General features: G+C 49.8%; 14 protein-coding genes and 1 pseudogene. 10 read left to right on the forward strand and 5 right to left on the reverse strand.

What is annotated here, in order from left to right:
- Positions 1-88: 88 nt before the first annotated feature.
- The 5 genes from ASF12_RS10095 (at position 89) to ASF12_RS10115 (ending at position 7366) form a co-directional block, all read left to right on the forward strand.
- Entirely contained in the window at positions 89-1504 is a 1416-nt protein-coding gene (locus tag ASF12_RS10095; RefSeq protein ID WP_056033475.1) for an ABC transporter substrate-binding protein, read from the forward strand.
- A 77-nt stretch (positions 1505-1581) separates the two neighbouring features.
- Positions 1582-3600: an alginate lyase family protein gene (locus ASF12_RS10100; protein ID WP_056033478.1), complete on the forward strand. Its 2019-nt coding sequence runs from the start codon at positions 1582-1584 to the stop codon at positions 3598-3600.
- 19 nt (positions 3601-3619) lie between these two features.
- On the forward strand, positions 3620-6028 hold the full coding sequence (locus tag ASF12_RS10105; RefSeq protein WP_056033479.1) for a hypothetical protein: 2409 nt from the start codon (positions 3620-3622) through the stop codon (positions 6026-6028).
- A gap of 51 nt (positions 6029-6079) precedes the next feature.
- Positions 6080-6394, forward strand: coding sequence for a cupin domain-containing protein (locus ASF12_RS10110; RefSeq protein ID WP_056033534.1), 315 nt, complete (start codon positions 6080-6082; stop codon positions 6392-6394).
- A 180-nt stretch (positions 6395-6574) separates the two neighbouring features.
- Positions 6575-7366, forward strand: coding sequence for a hypothetical protein (locus tag ASF12_RS10115; RefSeq protein ID WP_056033481.1), 792 nt, complete (start codon positions 6575-6577; stop codon positions 7364-7366).
- 147 nt (positions 7367-7513) lie between these two features.
- On the opposite strand, the gene ASF12_RS10120 is transcribed toward ASF12_RS10115, so the two are convergent.
- Positions 7514-9532, reverse strand: coding sequence for a methyl-accepting chemotaxis protein (locus tag ASF12_RS10120; RefSeq protein WP_056033483.1), 2019 nt, complete (start codon positions 9530-9532; stop codon positions 7514-7516).
- 225 nt (positions 9533-9757) lie between these two features.
- Here ASF12_RS10120 and ASF12_RS10125 point away from each other — a divergent pair.
- Together ASF12_RS10125 and ASF12_RS36150 are read left to right on the forward strand one after the other, a co-directional pair.
- Positions 9758-10443: pseudogene (locus ASF12_RS10125) on the forward strand (HAD-IIB family hydrolase).
- The gene (locus ASF12_RS36150; RefSeq protein ID WP_268795420.1) at positions 10433-10555 is read left to right on the forward strand and encodes a hypothetical protein; all 123 of its coding nucleotides are present in this window, start codon (positions 10433-10435) and stop codon (positions 10553-10555) included. The pseudogene ASF12_RS10125 and the gene ASF12_RS36150 overlap by 11 nt, the downstream one beginning before the upstream one ends.
- 11 nt (positions 10556-10566) lie before the next feature.
- Here the strand turns inward: ASF12_RS36150 and msrA are convergent, their stop codons facing one another.
- Together msrA and ASF12_RS10135 are read right to left on the reverse strand one after the other, a co-directional pair.
- Positions 10567-11082 carry a peptide-methionine (S)-S-oxide reductase MsrA gene (msrA, locus tag ASF12_RS10130; RefSeq protein ID WP_056033535.1) on the reverse strand — a complete coding sequence of 172 codons (516 nt, stop codon included), beginning with the start codon at positions 11080-11082 and terminating at the stop codon, positions 10567-10569.
- Between the two features lie 103 nt (positions 11083-11185).
- Positions 11186-12436, reverse strand: coding sequence for an MFS transporter (locus tag ASF12_RS10135; RefSeq protein ID WP_056033486.1), 1251 nt, complete (start codon positions 12434-12436; stop codon positions 11186-11188).
- Between the two features lie 126 nt (positions 12437-12562).
- Here ASF12_RS10135 and ASF12_RS10140 point away from each other — a divergent pair, with 126 nt between their 5' ends.
- Positions 12563-14368 carry an ABC transporter substrate-binding protein gene (locus ASF12_RS10140; protein ID WP_056033488.1) on the forward strand — a complete coding sequence of 602 codons (1806 nt, stop codon included), beginning with the start codon at positions 12563-12565 and terminating at the stop codon, positions 14366-14368.
- A gap of 82 nt (positions 14369-14450) precedes the next feature.
- Here the strand turns inward: ASF12_RS10140 and ASF12_RS10145 are convergent, their stop codons facing one another.
- Positions 14451-15056 carry a TetR/AcrR family transcriptional regulator gene (locus ASF12_RS10145; RefSeq protein ID WP_056033489.1) on the reverse strand — a complete coding sequence of 202 codons (606 nt, stop codon included), beginning with the start codon at positions 15054-15056 and terminating at the stop codon, positions 14451-14453.
- A gap of 179 nt (positions 15057-15235) precedes the next feature.
- Here ASF12_RS10145 and ASF12_RS10150 point away from each other — a divergent pair, with 179 nt between their 5' ends.
- The gene (locus ASF12_RS10150; RefSeq protein ID WP_056033494.1) at positions 15236-15994 is read left to right on the forward strand and encodes an SDR family oxidoreductase; all 759 of its coding nucleotides are present in this window, start codon (positions 15236-15238) and stop codon (positions 15992-15994) included.
- 116 nt (positions 15995-16110) lie between these two features.
- Here ASF12_RS10150 and ASF12_RS10155 read toward each other — a convergent pair whose 3' ends face one another.
- Entirely contained in the window at positions 16111-17262 is a 1152-nt protein-coding gene (locus ASF12_RS10155) for an S-layer homology domain-containing protein (RefSeq protein WP_056033497.1), read from the reverse strand.
- 184 nt (positions 17263-17446) lie between these two features.
- Between ASF12_RS10155 and ASF12_RS34370 the strand changes: the two genes are divergently transcribed.
- Positions 17447-17872 (forward strand): MerR family transcriptional regulator, encoded by a 426-nt coding sequence (locus ASF12_RS34370; protein WP_063892531.1) that lies wholly within the window; start codon positions 17447-17449, stop codon positions 17870-17872.
- The last annotated feature ends 295 nt before the right edge of the window (positions 17873-18167 follow it).

Below are 18167 nucleotides of genomic sequence, written 5' to 3' on the forward strand. Positions count from 1 at the left end.
CAACGGTGCTACAATGAGGTCAGCAGGAGGGGCTGGGTGGTAGACACCGCTTGAACGCCGCTTGCCAAACAAAGGGGAGGTACGACAGATGAAAAAAAGATTCGCAACGAAACGCTCGTTTTTGCTTTGCAGCTTGCTTGTAATGGCTTTAATGCTGGGGGCATGCTCGACGGGTAACGGAACGAACGCCGCACCAGAAGCAAGCGCTGGCACAAACGGTGCAAGCAGCGCAGCAAAGACGAAAATTTCCTATTGGACAATAGATCGTCATGACATGGATTATATGCAGGAGCAGGTAGACAAATATAACGCAACGAATACAGATAACATTGAAGTAGAAATGAAGGTTATGGCGGATAACTACAATCAGGCGGTTGAGGTTGCGTTTGCGAGCAATCAGGCTCCGGATATTTTCCGCAGCGGAGACTTCCAAACTTATGTGAACAAAGGCTATTTTGCTCCACTTGATACGCTGCTTAGCAAAGAGTTTCTGGCGAAATTCGACGGTTTGCTGGTAGAGGATGTATATACAAAAGACGGACATGTGTATACGCTTCCAAACACGGGCCAATTTTGGCGCCTGCTGTACAATGTAGACCTGCTCAAAAAAGCGGGTTACACAGAGCCTCCTAAGACGCTCGACGAAATGGTAGAAATCGCGAAAAAAGTGACAGAGCAAGGCAAGGCTGAAGGCGTATACGGCTTCGCTAGCAATTTCAAAAATGGCTCCGGCTTTACGCGTCCGGCTTTTGCATCGGGCTCGCTAAGCTCAGAGACAAGCCATGAGGGCTTTAACTACCAAACCGGTGAATTCGACTTCGGCATGTACGCCGACATTGCAAAAGCGCTGCACCAAATGAAAACAGATGGCAGCATGATCCCAGGCGCTGAATCGCTGGATATTGATCCGCTTCGCGCACAGTTTGCCCAAGGTAAAATCGCGATGTATGTGAACCACTCCAGCGAGCCAGCTGTTTACACTTCGCAATTCCCGACGGAAATCAATTGGTCATCGACGCTTGTACCGACTAAAGATGGTCAAATCAATGGTGTAACATGGGTTAATGCAGGCGGTTATATCGGAATCAACGCACAATCGGACAAGCAGGCAGCAGCTGTGAAGTTCTTAGAATACTTGTATAACACGGAGCTTCGTACGGAATATCAAGAGAAAGGTCTTGGACTATCCGTTCTGCCTTACGTCAATGAAGCGGCAGGCAAGCCAGAGCTGAAAGGCATCGAAGGCTTCCTTCCAACGAAATATGATGGCATCTATCCAGCAACTCCGATTTCGGTTACCGAAACGAAGCTGGAAGGCAAAAAAGCAAGCGACGTATTTATTGAATATATTTTGACCAGCAATCAGGACTTGGATGCTGCGATTAAGGATTTGAATACGAGATACAACAAAGCGCTAGCAGCGGCTCGTACGGAAGGGCTGACTAATATTCAGGCTAATCCGTCGTTCAGCGCCAAGAGCCTGCAAGGCTCGCTCGGCCAGTAGCCGTATAGCTGAAGGAAAAGAGAGGCTGCCTGCGGGCAGCCTCTGCTTTTATGGATGGGAGAGGAGCGAGTGCTTAAATGGATCATTTGTATTTTAGGCCGAAGCAGAGAAGCGAGTGGGGAGCAAGCTTTCAGCAGCATTTTCCCAAGCAGGCGGCCGCTGCAATGGCTCAGGCAGATCGTTGGTGCGAGAATAAGCCTATTATTTGGAAAGGTTTTGAAATCGATCTGGGCCAGCCTATTAATTGGCTTTACAACCCAACTGGAGACAAGGAATTTACTTGGGGCATTAACCGCTTTAAGCATCTTCGCTCCTTAGGCACCGCCTATGCGTGCACCGGAGACGAGAAATATGCGGCTAAAGCGCTGGAGCATATTTTAGGCTGGATCGATACGCAGCCATGCCCGCGGAATTTGCCGGCAGAGGAGCTGACCTATTTTCAAAGGCCCGGCCCGTGGCGCCTGCTGGAAACTGGACTTAGGCTGCGCCAATGGATATATGCCTATCATTTTTTCGATCAATCGGAAAGCTGGAATGCTGAAGCGAAGCAGCGGTTCCTCCAATCGGTAAAAGAGCATGCTTGGTTTCTCTCCACCTACAAAGCGAGCATTGAAATCAATCATTCGATTATGCATATGATTGGGCTGCTGGGCGCGGGGCTGACCTTTGTGACGTGGGAGGAAAGCGCGGAATGGCGCAGCACCGCGATGAAGCGGCTGGAGGAATGCATACGCGTGCAGGTGCTGCAGGGTGGCGTCCATTCGGAGCTTACGCCGCACTACCATATGGTATCGCTGGAGCTGTTCGTCGATTGTGCCGTTATGGCGAAAAAGCGCGGGCTTGCGTTCTCAGGCGAATACGAGCGCATTGTAGCCGGCATGACGCGTTTCGCAAGCCTGATGATCAGACAGGACGGCAGCATGGCGCCGTTTGCCGATTCCTTCGCGAACCAGCCGCCCGATTTGAATGCGGCGGCGCTGTATTATGATCGTCCAGGACTGCTGCTGGAAGATCAGCTGTATGAGCAGTTTTGGACGGTCGGCCCTGAGGCTATCGACCGCCTGCTGGCAGCGGCAGCTAAGATGCCGGAAACGACAGCTAAGTCGCCAGAAACGACAGCTAAGTCGCCAGAATCAGCAGTATCGCGGGCGGCTTCAATGGCAGGCGAAGCAGAAGCGACGAGTGCCCATATGGAGGAGCGGCTGCCCTTTGCATTCCCTGCGGCAGGCTATTATGGGCTTGGCAATACGGAGCAGCAGCTCATTTTCGATGCAGCTGCGCTTGGAGGCCCTCATGGCCATGCCGATGCGTTGTCCTTCGAATGGTGCGCCTATGGCGAAGCGCTGTTCGTCGATCCGGGCACGTACACGTATATGGAAAATCCATGGCGCCGTTATTTCAAAAGCACATCTGCCCATAATACCGTTCTTGTGGACGGGCAGGATCAGACGCCTTATTTGCGCACCCAAAGATGGGGCGTGCCGGAGGCATCCGTTTCCTTAATCGCTTGGGAGCCGGATCAGCAAATGATTTGCGCAGAGCATGACGGATATGCTTCCCGCGGCGTTGCGCATAGGCGCTCCCTATGGTTTCTGGATAGCGGAGAATGGGTCATTTATGACCGCCTGACGGGTACTGGCGAGCATACGTATCAGCACCGGCTGCACACTAGGCTGCTGGAGTGGGAGACACACAAACGGGCAGCAGGCAGCGCTGCTGCAGCTAATGAAACAGGCTCCAATGTTGAGCCTGCCTGCTACTATGCCAAAGGCAGCGGCTTGACCAATGGAGTAGAAGCTGCTGCCGCTTCGCCGCTCGCCTGCGAGCTGCTCGTATTTGGACCGCCAGAGTTGGAGCTTGATGTGGAGGATAGCTGGGAATCCGTGCACCAAATGAAGATGCAGCCGCTGAAGGTGCTTCAGGGCTTGCTGACAACGGAAAATGAAGGTGCATGGTTTATTACCGTGATGAAGCCATCACTTGGCACGCAGCAGTTGGCGATCTCTGAATGGAGCGTCGCCATGGACGAGCAGGGCCGCCCTGTACTGAGCTTAAACCGTGACGGGCGCCTTACCGTGTTCGCCATACCTGAATGAATCGATTGGAGTGAAGCATGTGGATAAGCAAAACGGATTTATTACTCATTATCTAACTTCAGGACTGCGTTTGAGTGATTTTATATCGGACAAATCCGATAAAAACCAAATACGCTACGAGCAATATTTGCGCTCGATTGTCGCGGACAGGGAGCTTCCAGCGCCAGCGGGATCAGAAGCCATCCAAATCGGCGCTGAGAGCGAGCTGGGGCTGCCTTGGGAATATCTTTACCCGTGCAGCGGCTTCGTTAATTTCAGCCAGTTTTCGTTTACGCCCCAAAAAGTAGAGCTGCTCGCCGCTACCGTGCTTGTGGCGGAAGAAGACCTTGTCGTCTTGGCAAATCTATGGACTTATACGGCGATTGAAGTATGGCTTAATGGAGAGAAGGTAAGCTCCGTTGCCGTGCCGGTGTATAAGCCGATTAATAAGCAGGAAATACAGCTGCCTTTGCGCAAAGGCAGCAACACGATGGTCATCCGCATGCAAAATTTGGCAGTGCGTGATACGCGGAACATATTCGGCATCCAACTATTGGAGCATTTGGACCAGATTTCGGTGACGCTGCCGGATGCGGAGCAGGCCGAGCCATTTCTTGCGCTGGACCGCTTTTTGTCGGGCATTACGCTGAAGGGCAATGAGCTTTGCTTCCCGGCGGAAGCGCCTTGCAGCATCTATCTGGCATATGGAGAAGAAGTAAATGACAGCCTGATCGCCGAGGACATTAGCGGCAAGCGCAGCGTGAAGCTTGACGAGGGTGCGCCAATGGCAATCGTATATGGTGAAATCGGACAAAGAAAGCTGGTTCGCAAAATCGAGCTGCTGCAAAACAAAAAGCCGGTTTATCGCAAAGGAGCGGCAGCGGCCAAGGTTAAAGGCGCCATGTTCGAGGAGATTGCCGCCATAGGCACGGAGAAGGCGTTTCAACCGCTGCGTTTTGGTTTATTTTATGTGCTGGCGCGCTGGAACTTGGGACAACCCGGTGTTAATGATGAACAGCATATTCTGCACGCGCTTGGACAAATTGAGCGGCGCGAGGATTGCTCGGACTTTATCCTCGCGGGCCTGCTTCGCTTCATGCAGCAGCAAGAGCTTCCGGCCCATTTAACCGAACGGACCAAGCAGGCGATTTTAGACTACCGCTTCTGGATGACGGAGAACGGCTCAGATGGCATGTGCTTCTGGAGCGAAAATCACGCGCTGATGTTCTATATTTGCGCTTATATGGCGGGCCGCGAGTACCCGGATCAGCTATTCGCAAGATCGGGCCGCACGGGCGTTCAGGCAAGCAATGTGGCGCTCGGCAAAATCCGCGAGTGGCTGGATGATGTCGAGGAATATGGCTTTGAGGAGTTTCTCAGCGCGGATTACATGTGCGTGACGCTAGGTGCGCTGCTAAATGTCGTCGACTATATGGAGGAAGAGGAGTCCGCTCGCGCAAGCCGGTTAATTGACGAGATGCTGAAATCCTTCGCTTATCATACGTTCCGCGGTTCAATTGTCGCGCCGCAAGCGCGCATTTACCGCTCCGTCATTTTGCCATTCACCCAGTCGGCCCAGTCTTTAATTCATCTGCTGAATCCGGATACGCCAATGGGCAACAGCGAATGGATCGTTTTTCTGATGAACAGCAAATACGTGATGCCGCAGCATTTCACAAGCCTGATGGATGAATCCTTGGAGCTGGAGTACCAGACCGGGAACGCATGGGTGAAGCTCAACAAGCAGCCTGATTATATGCTGACCTCGGTTCAATCACCGAGATATGATGCCAGCCCGTCCTTCTGGCAAAATATTAGCTTTGACGAGTCCGTTGACATTGAATCGGGCCATTATGTTAAATCGTTTAATGAGCGTTTTCACGGCACATCGCGTTTCGAGCCGGGCGTGTACGGGTATCAGCAGCATATGTGGTATGCGGCGCTGGACAACGATACGGTGCTGTATACGAACCATCCGGGAGAGCTGGCTGACGATGGCGGCATGCGGCCGGGTTATTGGTATGGCAATGGCATCATGCCAGCGGTCAAGCAGCAGGGCAGCGCGCTCGGCGCGATTTATGAAATCGGGGAAGAGCATCCGGTCGCGTTTACGCATCTCTTTTTCCCAGAGGCGAAGTTTGATGATTTCGTCCAGGACGGACATTGGCTGTTTGGGCAAAAAGGCAGCGGCTATGCCGCGATCTGGTGCAGTGAGCCGATGGTTCCCCATCATGATCGCCTATTCCATTGCGAATACCGGGCATACAGCCGCAAAAATGCGTATTTCTGCAAGCTGGGCTCGGAGCAGGAGTTCGGCAGCTGGGATCAGTTTAAGGCGGAATGCTACCGGCTTGCTCCTGCCTTCGATTGTTCGGCGCTCAAGCTGACCGCAGCGGATGATTATGAGCTGAGCTTCGTCCGCAGCAGCAACAAGTCGCAATATGTCTAACCGCAATTATGTGTAATCTAATCCAATAATAGTTGAGAGGATTGACGAATGATGAGCAGATTGAACAATTGGGAAAATGCCGAGCCGGGCGTAAAACGGAAAATTTTCACACCGGGCGAGACGATTATGATGATGGAGGTGCATTTTGAGGAAGGAGCGGAAGGTTATTTGCACAGCCATGTGCATGAGCAGTTTTCCTACTGCCTGGAAGGGCAGCTGGAGTTTTCGATAAATGGGGAGAAGACCGTCATTTCCGCAGGCGAGACGATCTTTATTCCTAGCAATGCTGAGCATGGCTGCCGCGCCTTGAAAGCAAGCAAGCTGCTCGATACCTTCACGCCGCTTCGGCAGGATTTGATCAATTAATGAAATAAGGTCAGTATAGACGGCTGAGCTGAGCAAGCTATGCTGTGAGGGTTGTCCCAAAGCCATAATTAATGGCTGGGGGCAGCCCTTTTTTTATGGAGCGAAGGTCAGCGCGGCCTTTCCCGGTTTTCTGAAACATTGTGATTCGCGGGAGCGTCTAGGGAAGGGAGGTGATTGGCGATGAATGGAATAAAACGGACGGGCCAGGCTTTAATCGTGCTGCTCCTTATGCTGACAGCTGTCGGCTGCGGCGGCGGGAGTAGTGCGATGGAACGTGAAGCGCCCGAGGCAACCGAAAATCAGGTTAAGGCTGCGGGTCCAGAACCCGAGGAACCGACTGAAACTTGTAATGCGATTATCGAGTGGGTCGATTTTCTGATGATTAATGGCATCAAATATCAATACAACTACGAGGGAAGCGGAAAGGTATCTGACGATCAGCTTGGCGAAAAAGTAGGCGAGGTAACTTATATGCTGAACGATCATGCTTGCACGGATTATGTGGAGAAGGATGGGAATGCCGCCTTTTTGCCTATCGGCACAGAGATTTACGCGTTAAAGGGCTACAAGTCGGAGTTCCGTGTCGCAGCAGGCAACAAGGTTTATGAGGTGATGGATAATCCAAAGGCGGCAACGCTGGGACAATTGCTCGATATCGAAGGCAAAGTTGAAAAAGTAGGCCTGGAAAGTGCCGAGGATGGCAGTCCGATCGGCGACTTTAGTGCAGAAGCGTCTGCACAATTCATTCAGGAGCTGCTTCCGCTGCAGCATGTGGGATTCAATCAGGTTTATGAAAAAACGAAGCATGAATCCGGTATTTTTCTAAGGGTATACTTGCTGGATGGCAGCTCTTTCCGGCTCGTCTATTATCCCGAAGGGAATGGCTTTCATACTGGCGCCTTCGGAACAGACAGCCTGAAAAAATTGATTATGGAGCAGCGGGCCCAAATCAAAGCAGCAGCAGGCTTATAGAGCTGCGTCGTCGAAATGGCATAAGCGCTGCTGGAAAGCTTTTTGAATGGATGGGAAGCTAAAAAATCCCGATGAACCGTCAACAGCAAAAGCAAGAGGCTTTTGCTGTTTTTGACGATGCACCGAGACGGTTCGTTCAACTCAAGGCTACAGCTTGAATTTATTAATTTGAATACGCAGCTTCTCTGCCATATTAGCAAGCTCTGCGGAAGACGACGCTACTTCCTCCATCGAAGCCATTTGCTCCTCTGCCGCAGCGGAAACATTTTGGGATTCGGCCGCCGTTTCACTGGCCGAGTCGGAGATGAGGCGAATGGATTCCACCAATGTAGTTGTACCGGACACCATCTCGCCGGATGCTGTTGATACGCCTTGAATGCTCACGGCTACCTCCTGAATGGAAGAGCGAATGCGGGCGAACAGCTCACGGGCTTCTTCACCCGTATGTTTGCCTTCAGCCGCTTGGTTGACGGTCTGTTCAGAGGCTTGCAGCGTCCGATCAATTTCGAGGCGGATACTTCCGATAAAGCCAGCTATTTGCTCGGCTGATTCCATCGACTGGCCGGCAAGCTTGCGGATTTCATCCGCTACGACTGCAAAGCCGCGTCCTGCTTCTCCCGAGCGTGAAGCCTCAATGGCTGCATTCAACGACAAAATATTCGTTTGGCGGGCAATTTGGCTGATGCTGCTTACGACATCACCGATTTTGCCGGACAAGCCGCTGAGCGCATGAATCGTTTGGGCAAGCTCGCCGATGCCTTGCTCCATCGCGACCATTTTTCCATTAAGCTGATCCATGGAAGCCGCTCCGTCATCGGAGAGGTTGGAGGCTTCTGAAGCGATGTCAGCTGCATTTGTACTATAAGAAGCGATACCATCAATTTGCACAGCGATGCTGTCGGCTGCTTGGCTTCCATCCTGCAAGCTGGATGTTTGGCGCTCCGAGCTTTCGGCTACGACGAGAATCGCTTCGGAAATGCTTTGCGCCGCACGTGCGCCTTGATCCGCTCCCTCAGCAAGCTGCTTCGCAGAATCCGTCAACTGCTCGGATAAGCCATTAACCTCCTTCATCAACAGCTGCATTTGATCGCCAGCGGTATTAAAGGAATGCAGCGCCTTGCTAATATCGGTTTTGCCTTTCACCGGAATGCGATACGTTAAATCGCCTTGCGCCAAAACATCAATGCCATGTGTCAACTGACGAATCGGATACACAATCCGCAGAGCAATGAGAACCGTCATAATCAGGGCAAGGATGATAATGCCTGAGCCGACCAACATAATCAAGTTTAGCAAAGTATCGACAGGCTTTAAAATTTCGCTTTCGTCTGCGAACATCGTAATGACCCAGCCCAGGCCAGTCACACTCATAAACCCAATTTTATTAACGCCATTTTCCTTATAATGAATCGGGGCGGTATGGCCTTGGGTCGCATTGGCGAGCGCTTGATCAAGTGCAGCGATACCTAGATCGGATAGTTTTTTGTTTAACACAAACGATTCATCCGTGTACGAAAGGAATGTTCCGTCAGCTAAGGTCATATAAGCTTTTCCGGTCTCGCCGAATTGAGCTTTGCTGACGCTTTCTACCGCTTGGCTAATCGAATAGGAGGCTCCATAAAATCCATAAGCTTTGCCATCCTTGATTAGTGGAGCACCGACAACAACAACCATCGTGCCCATCGTTTTGGAAATAACCGGCTCAGAAATGAACGGTTTGCCTTCCTTGGCAAGCTTGATGTAAGGCCGATCAGATAAATCGACGTCCGTATTTTTAATGTTAACAGCGTTGGCGCCAATTAAATCAAGTGAGAAAAAAATCGATTCAAATTCGGGATGCTGATTATGGGCTTGAACGAGAAAATCAAGCTGCTGCTGCCGGTCTGCTTCCACCTTGGAGCCCTGCTCCGCAATGACCTGCATAATCGCCTGCTTTTCAACTAAATTGGCATCAATTTCTTTGGCCAGAAGGCTGGAGTAAAGCTCCATTTGTTTTTCGGCTTGGGATTGGACTTCTCTGGAGGTTGGAACGTAGAAGGTGTAGGAGAGCACGGAGACACAAACGACGATAATAAGCAGGGTGGACAATACAATTCTACCTGCTGTCTGACGAATCGAACCAAGAATGAGCAAATTACGAATAAAACGCGAGTTCTTTAATGACATTACTATTCTCCTTTTGATAAAATGTGTGTACTTCTAATATCGGTTGCAGCTTGCAAACTTATTACTATTATTTTCATTTTATTTTGAAAATTTTTCATTTTTAATGAATTGGGAATGAAATCGCTTGCAAAATAGTTGGCGATAGTCATTTTAAATATTATTTTTTGCGTAGGAATTATTATTTAATAAAATTTAGTTGAAATGCAGCTAAAGTGGAGGCCGAGGATGCAATTTGTATTTGATTTGGATGGAACAATTTGTTTTAAAGGAAAACCGATATCGGAACGTTTGCTTTGCGCGTTGGAGGGTTTAATCGAGGCAGGACATGAGGTTGTATTTGCTTCAGCCCGCCCAATCAGGGACATGCTTCCTGTGGTGGACCAGAGATTTCATCATCTTCTATTCATTGGCGGCAATGGCTCGCTGATCTCTCAAGCGGGAAAACGGCTGCCTGGAGAAGTGTTTGCCACTGAACAAGTAAGTAAAATAATGGAATTAATTACAGCGTATCAGGGTACATACTTAATTGATAGCGAGTGGGATTGTCGCTTAACACAATCGTAAAAATCCTCATCCTGTCGTCGGTGAATATGGAGCGCTTGTTTGCAGAATTAGCCGCACTTGAGCTAGTGGTCCACCAGCATAGCCGGGAAAATGTGCTTGATCTGGGCCCGCAGAACATCCATAAATGGAGCGCCCTGCAAAAAGCGGGACTGCAAGCGAAGCAGTTCATCGCCTTCGGCAACGATGCCAATGACATCAGCATGTTCCAGGCGGCGCTTTATGCGGTAAGAATCGGCGATCATGCGGAGCTGGGACCATATGCGACGGCAAGCATCGCAGTGGAAGGGGATTACGAAGGCGCGATTATTGAAAAAATAAAGCAGCTTTCCCAAGCGTATGCTGTATAACAAGGTGAAGTTCCCGACAAAAGCAAATGCAAAAGCAAATGCAAAAGCAAATGCAAAAACAAAAGCAAAAGCAAAAGCAAAAGCAGCCCTAATTGCGGGCTGCCTTTATTAAATGGATTCGTTTTATTTCCAATACTTCTCGATAATCGCTTCGCGGCCGGAATAAATACGCGATTCCTTATAAAATTCCGGGTTTTTGCGATGATAGTTTTGATGGTATTCCTCCGCCGGATAGAAGACGGAAGCTTCTTCGATCGCTGTTACGACAGGCTTGTCAAAGCGGCCGCTGCCCGCGAGAGCTTCTCTGGACTGCAAGGCCAGCTCGCGCTGCTCCTCCGTATGATAGAGGATCGCCGCCCGATATTGGCTCTTCTGATCATTGCCTTGTCCGACTGCATCGGTCGGATCAATTTGCGGCCAATAAAGCTCTAGCAGCTTTTCATATGGGAAAATGTCATCGTCATACGTTATTTGTACAACCTCCAAATGCCCGGTCTCTCCTGTCAATACTTGCTCATACGTAGGGTTCTCCAGCTCTCCGCCCATATAACCGGACAAAATGCCGTGAATGCCGGGCTGCTCTTCAAACGGACTGACCATGCACCAGAAGCAGCCTCCGGCAAACGTTGCTTTTTGTATCATATGATTTCCTCATTTCCTATTGCGGCTAAATATATTTATTTATATCTAATTATATTTAATTTTATTATAAACACTTGCTCCTCACAAGTATAATCCGATTTTAAAGCAAGCTTCGCTGCTTTTCCCATAGCGGGCTAAAGCGGCAGCAGACGAACAAAATCAAGTTGATGAGCATTGCCACAAGAAAGACGATGGATGGCGCAGTAAACACGGAAATCCAGCCAGCCGCCGCGACGGCGAAGGGCATGCCAAGCTTGAACAGCGAGCCGGTAATGCCGCTAATTCTCCCGATCAAGTGCTGCGGCGTCGTTTCCTGGCGGAACGTCCAAATGCAGACGACGCTGATCGTTTCGAACCAGCCATTTAGAAACAGCGACACGCCTAGCATGGCAGCAGAATGGGAAAGATACATCATGAAATAAGTGACGGCTAGACATAAAGTCGTTAGCGTAATTAACGTTCCTACCTTAAGCCTGCGGCGCAGCCAGCTGATAATGAAGCTGCCAAGCAGGCCGCCAATCCCAGCCGCCGACCATACGAGTCCCAGCTCGAAATTGCTCAGCAGCAATGCGTCCTTGGCATAAAAAATAACCGTTGTATCGACCATGCCGGAGGCGCAATTGAGGAAAATAACGGTTAACGTGATCAGCCACAATAAGCGGTTGCGGCGCAGCTCGCGCCAGCCCTCCAGCAGCTCCTTCCAAAAGCTTGATACCCGCTGCGCCCGCGGCTGCTCAGTCGATTGCAGAAATAATAGCAAAATGAATGCAAAACCGAACGCCACCGCCGTCACGAACAAACCGTCATGAAGCCGCGGCAGCATGAGCAAAAGCCCCGTCAGTACAGGACCAATGATGCCGATCAGCATCGTGACAAAATTGAGCGATACGTTGGCCGAGGTGAGCAGCTCGGTAGGAATCGCCTGCTTGACGATCGCTACCCGCGCATTGGAGAAGGCATAGCCGAAGGCCATCAGCAGGAATCCGCCTGCGTAGAGGACATACAGCGAAGGGTCGCCATAGGCAAGTGCGGCATACAAGCCGAGCAGAACGAGCATTTGCAGCAAAATCGAAGCGAGCGACCAATTCTTTTTATGCACCCGATCCACTAATACGCCAATGAACACGGCCAGCAATAAATTCGGCAGAAACTCGATGCCCTTCATCGTCGACATAGCGACAGCCGACTGCGTCAAATCATATAAAATGAGCGGCAGCGCCAGCTCATAGATTTTATTGCCGAAGGCTATGATGCCGCTAGTAAAGAAAAGAATAAGAAAGTTCCGATGGCCCCATATTGCCGTGTGCGACTGCTGCCGTGATAGGGGAAGACGATTAGTTTTTATGAACATGTGGGGCTGCTCCTCTTGACCGTATTTATGGATCAAAGTATACTTTCGAAAAAGACGAAGGAAAAGCGAAAGGTGAGGATTTTATTTTTCGCCTTTTAGCATTTGCCTATTGGAAAAGGAGTCTAAATGGACGTCCACGACTATTACGGCCAGTTAAGGAAGCATTATATTGACATGCCGAAGCGGCAGCGGTTTGCTGTATCGATGGAGGAGCTAAGCGAGCTGCTTGCCTGCACACGCCGCAACACGCAAATGCTTTTGCACAAAATGACGGAGCTTGGGCTTGTGGAATGGACGCCAGGGCGCGGACGGGGAAATTTATCGCAGCTGGCATTTCTGAAATCCTATAGAGAGCTGGCGTTCGCCAAAGCGCAGGAGCTGGTTGAAAAGGAGAAAATCAATGAGGCATGGAAGCTCATGGAGCCATTTGAGGATCAAGCGATTAAAGCCGAGTTCATGGCATGGCTGACCCGGCAGTTTGGCTTGCAGCAGGATACGGAGGAGAAGGATGTGCTGCGCTTCCCGTTCTATCGTCCTGTCTTAAGGCTGGACCCTGCCTATGTGTTCCGGCGTACGGAGTCGCATTGGGTTGAACAGATTTTTAATACGCTGGTCAAGTTTTCGCGGGGGACGTTTCAACCGCAGCTGGCCCACTATTGGGAAAGCAATGAGGAGCATACGCAGTGGTCTTTTTTTCTGCGCAAGGGCGTGCGTTTCCATCATGGAAAGCGGCTGACCGCGCGTGATGTTGCTTTTACCTTTCAGCGGCTGATGGCAAGCTCTCCTTCGGAGTGGCTGACCTCGATGATTGAAGCGATCAACATAACCGGAACGTACAGCCTCACCATCACGCTGAAGGAGCCGAATGCTTTGTTTATGCACAGCTTGTGCACGGAGCGCTTCAGCATTGTGCCGGAGCATGCGGGCGAGCTGGGGGGAGCGGACGATTTTGCCAAAATGCCGATTGGGACAGGGCCCTTCCGCATGCTCCGAAATGATGAATCGATGCTCATTGTGGAGGCGAATGAGCTGTATTTCGAAGGCTGCCCCCATTTGGATCGCATTGAAATGTGGGTGTGGCCAAACTATGAGTCAAGCGAAGGGTGGTCTGTTCCAGAGCAGCAGTCGCAGCTGGCCTATTTTGAAGCACAGCTAAAGCAGCAGGCGGATGGGAAGAAGGAGCGGTTGGAGCAAGTGGAGCAGCTGGAGCAGGGCAGCACCTATTTAGCCTTTAATCTAGCGAGACAAGGAGTGCTGCAGTCGCTGAAGCTGCGCCAAGCGATTCATTACGGCTTGAACCGCCAGCAGATGATTGCCGATCTGGGCGGCATTCGCGAGCAGGCGTCAACGGGCTTCTTGGAAGAGGGGATAGATGCTGACGATTGCACCAGCTATGATTTCTCCTATGCGGTGCAGCTGGTAAGCGAATCGGGTTACGCAGGCGAAACGCTCAAGCTGTACACGTATGAGATGCCCAGCAATGAGCAAAGTGCGGAATGGACCCGGAAGGCATGCGAGAAGCTGGGTATTCGAATCGAAATGGGGGTGTTCCCAATTGAGGAGCTGGTGGCGTGCGCTGAGCATCGGAAGGAAGCTGATATTATTTTAGGCGGAGAGGTGCTGGGGGAGCAGCCGGATATGACGCTAATTGAGCTGTATAAGTCGGAGACGAGCTTCGTAGCTAGCGGTCTTTGCCTTGAAGACCGCGCCTTTGTCGATGAGCATATTTCATTATGTTTGCGGGAGCAGCAGCAGGAGGCCCGATTGGACATTTTAATGCGTATTCAAGAGCGGCTCAAGCAGCAGTTCAGCCTGTTGTTTCTGCATCATAGCCGGCAGCTGGTTGGGCATCACCAGTCTTTGCAGGGCATTGCCTTGAATGCCTGGGGCAACATCAATTATAAGGATGTCTGGGTTCGGAGAACGACATGACAGATGCAAGGGGCATGCAGTTCGAATGCTCCTGCAGTTAGGTCGAAATTTGGAATGGGGGAGCGTATTATTAAGACAGCTATTAGGGCCGCTTTCCTGGACGCGCCATATTTGCATCATTGGGATTCATATTAACGATCTTAACGAGCTGTTCCTGCATATATTCAGGCGGATGCTTAAAGCCGGTTTCAATCCAGTGCCATACGAGGCCAAGCACAGAACTCATGCTATAGGTGGCTAACAGCTCCGGATCAATATCATCCGTAGGATTCAAAAGCTCCGCCATCGAAATTTGTTTAAGGACATGAAGCATTTTTTCCTTCATATTGGGCAGCACATCATTTTTCATTAGAATCGTGTAGACGCCCGAATGCTCGTAAATATGTCTGAAAATCGTGACTGCATGGGCAGGAAGCTCGCTAACGTTAAAGACCTCGACATGCTCGTAGGGTTCCCGAAACGATTGCAGCAGCTTATCGAGCAGCTCATTCGTAATCTCATCTAGCAGCGCTTCTTTACTATCATAATTGGCATAAAAGGTTCCCCGGTTGTAGCCAGCGCATTCTACAATCTCCGTAATGGAGATTGCTTGGAATGGCTTATTCGCCATTAGAGTGAGCAGTGCTTCCCGCATGGCACGTCTGCTGCGCAAAGTTCGGCGGTCGATTTTTGGATTGTTTTCAGACATTATGCTCCACCTTCTTGACGTGTTTATATACAAAAAACCGCATTGTGTCTGTTACCGGGCAAATGTGGTTTTTTTGCTGATTGTCTCTTAACCTTACGTTTTATTATACTCGAAGTAACAGATGTTCTGTAATGAGCATGTGTTTATTGTATCCTTGATTTCAAATGGAGGAATGAACCGTGAGACTAACAGGAAAAGTAGCTGTCGTAACTGGCGCAGCTTCAGGTATGGGGAAAGCGATTGCCGAGCTGTTCGCAGCAGAAGGAGCTAAAGTCGTCGTTTCCGATCTTCGCGTAGATGCTGCTCAAACGGTTGTTTCCGCTATTGAAGCAAGCGGCGGACAAGCCATTGCAATCGCTGCCAATGTAGCGAAGGAAGAGGATGTTCAGCAATTAATCGATACGACCGTAGCAACATACGGCACAGTGGATATTTTAGTTAATAATGCGGGAATTATGGATAACTTTGTTCCGGCAGGGGACTTAACGGATGAGCTATGGGAGCGGGTATTCGCTATTAATACAACGGGACCGATGCGTACGATTCGGAAAGTGATCCCTCTTTTCACCGAGAAAAAGAGTGGGGTTATCGTCAATATCGCTTCTGCTGGAGGTTTGCAAGGCTCTAGAGCGGGCGCAGCTTATACAGCTTCCAAGCATGCAGTCGTGGGCCTCACGAAAAATATTGGTTTCCAATATGCCGACCTCGGCATTCGCTGCAATGCGATTGCACCTGGCGGTGTGAAAACGAACATTGCGGCGTCGCTAACGGAGCCTAACGCTTTCGGAGCGTCGCGTGCGATGGCAGGCATGGGCCTCAACCCGCGTACGGGCGAGCCGGAGGAAATTGCGAAGGTTGCTCTGTTCCTGGCCTCCGATGATGCAAGCTTCGTCAACGGCACGGTTGTAACTGCCGATGCGGGCTGGCTGGCTTACTAAGCTTTACAATCACAAGCAGAAGCAGTAATCCCCACTGGTCGACCCGTTTCCCATACGAATTGTAGGGAAGGGGGGGAACTGGAGGGGATTTTTTATATTAGATTTTTAAAAGTATACTATGAATCATCTCCGCTGATTACAGGCAGCCAAAAAGACATAGTGTATTCGACTTTTAATGTTTCTTCTTCAAAGAAGAAGGCAAAGCCATAGGTTTTGTTTCTATTTTTAATGGGAGTACCATCGAAAAATGGATCAAGCGAAAAATAGCTTCCATCCTCCGCCTGCTCATAAAAGAGGTACGCTTTGCCTGGTCTTAAATAGCCCGCTGTTCCATATTGCAGAAGGACATCCCTTAATGTGCTTTTTCCGACTATTATACCTTTGCTGGTAGAGAAAATCTTACTAGTGTCCGTATATTCTGAATCAGTAGATATAGACCAAAGGCCTAACAGATCCGCTTTATTGTATATAACTGAGAAGGAAGGATACTGGTTAAATCCAAATGAGACAGTCTGAGACTCCCCAAACCGTGCATCGATAGAGGATTTCGTATCCCCAAATTTCATTGTCGAATTAGGCTCGGTTCCAATTAAATCAAAATCCCCTTTGGTTAATGGCTGCGTGCTGAATAGGGGCAAAGGTTTTGGCGCATTCACCAGACTCGGCAGCATACTGCGTTTGGACAGGGATTTTGGACGCTCCTCGATACCCATCATTCCTGCAACCGTCAACTGCCTAATCCATTGAATAGCCTCAGCCCGTGTCAAAGGAGAATCGGCTTTAAAGGTAGACAGCGAGGCGGCATCACCGTGTACCATCCCATGTCCAATTAGATAAATCAGATTATCCTGTCCCTCAAAGTGGACGCCATTGGCTGAGGCAATAATCGCGGCTGCTTGTGCTTGAGTGATCGGTGCTGTACGAAGTTCTGTCTTGGCTGCTCCGACAACGGGATGGTTCCACTCTTTCGCAAATTGATATAGCGTGTTTACCCGACTTTTAATTGTCCCATCCGTTTCAGCGTTCCTCAACAACCCATTATCGAACGCCTCATACAATATTTTCAAAAACTCTGCCTCGCTTACAAGACGATCCGGTTGAAAGCTTCCATCCGAATAACCCTCAATGATTCCATTTTCTCTGGCCCAATGCATTAATGTATCTGACCCTTGATTGCTTGGTCCATAGGTTTCAGCAGCAGCGATGCTTCCCCCAAGCATGCTGGAAACCACCATAAGACAAATGAACGTCCGACGGACGATAGACATGTATACCTCAGCCCTTCTTATCTTTAAAGTTGTTGTGAATGAAACTTCTTACATAGTATTATCGGTTGAAAAGCGGCCTTTTGTAAGGTTCTACCTTAGGGATCGTTCCCTATCTTATAAACTGGCAATTTCCCCGAAACCTTGTTACGCTTTCTATATCTATGTTGAAACAGGGGGAATCGGGATGGCGGAAGGAAAGAAAACGATGGAAATGAAGCGGGTACAAGATAGTGGAAAGATTTACACCATTAAGGAAGCCGCAAAGCTAGGAGGGTTATCAGAGGATACAATCCGTTATTATGAGAAAATCGGCGTTTTGCCGCAGGCGGAGCGTAAAAACAACACCCATCGTTTTTACCGGATGAAGGATATTGAAACGATGAAGATGCTGGTCTGCCTGAAGAAAACAGGCATGTCGCTTGACGAGATAAGACCGTTTATAGGTGTGTCCTTCATCAATAAACCGTCGGATTACCCCGAGCTGGTGCAATTAATGCTGAATCATAAGCAGCAAATTCGGCAGCAAATAGCGGATTTGCAGCAGGTGCTGGACTTCATTGATGACAAGCTGAAAATCACCTCTTTTGAGCAAGGTGGCTGCCCTCAGTAGCTACAACAACTAGGACAACCCCTTGACTCAAATCAAAATGAAGAGGATGAGCAAGGGGAATTAATTTTAGGCAACGCGGGTAGGGTAGGACAGGATAAGGAAGGGTAAGGAAGGGGGAAGTGAAGGGCACCTTGCATTTTGAAGGACTGAGAAGCCGCTATTTTAGCATTTTATGCGATTTCAGCCTGTGAGCGGACAGGATGTAACTAGAATAAAAAGTGGACACAGCGTTAAGGAACGCCTAATAATAGACGTAACGAAAAAGAAGAGGTGTCCGCGAGTGGGAGAACAACGG

Origin of the sequence: Paenibacillus sp. Leaf72 (genome assembly GCF_001422685.1) — a bacterium.
Taxonomy (GTDB): domain Bacteria; phylum Bacillota; class Bacilli; order Paenibacillales; family Paenibacillaceae; genus Pristimantibacillus.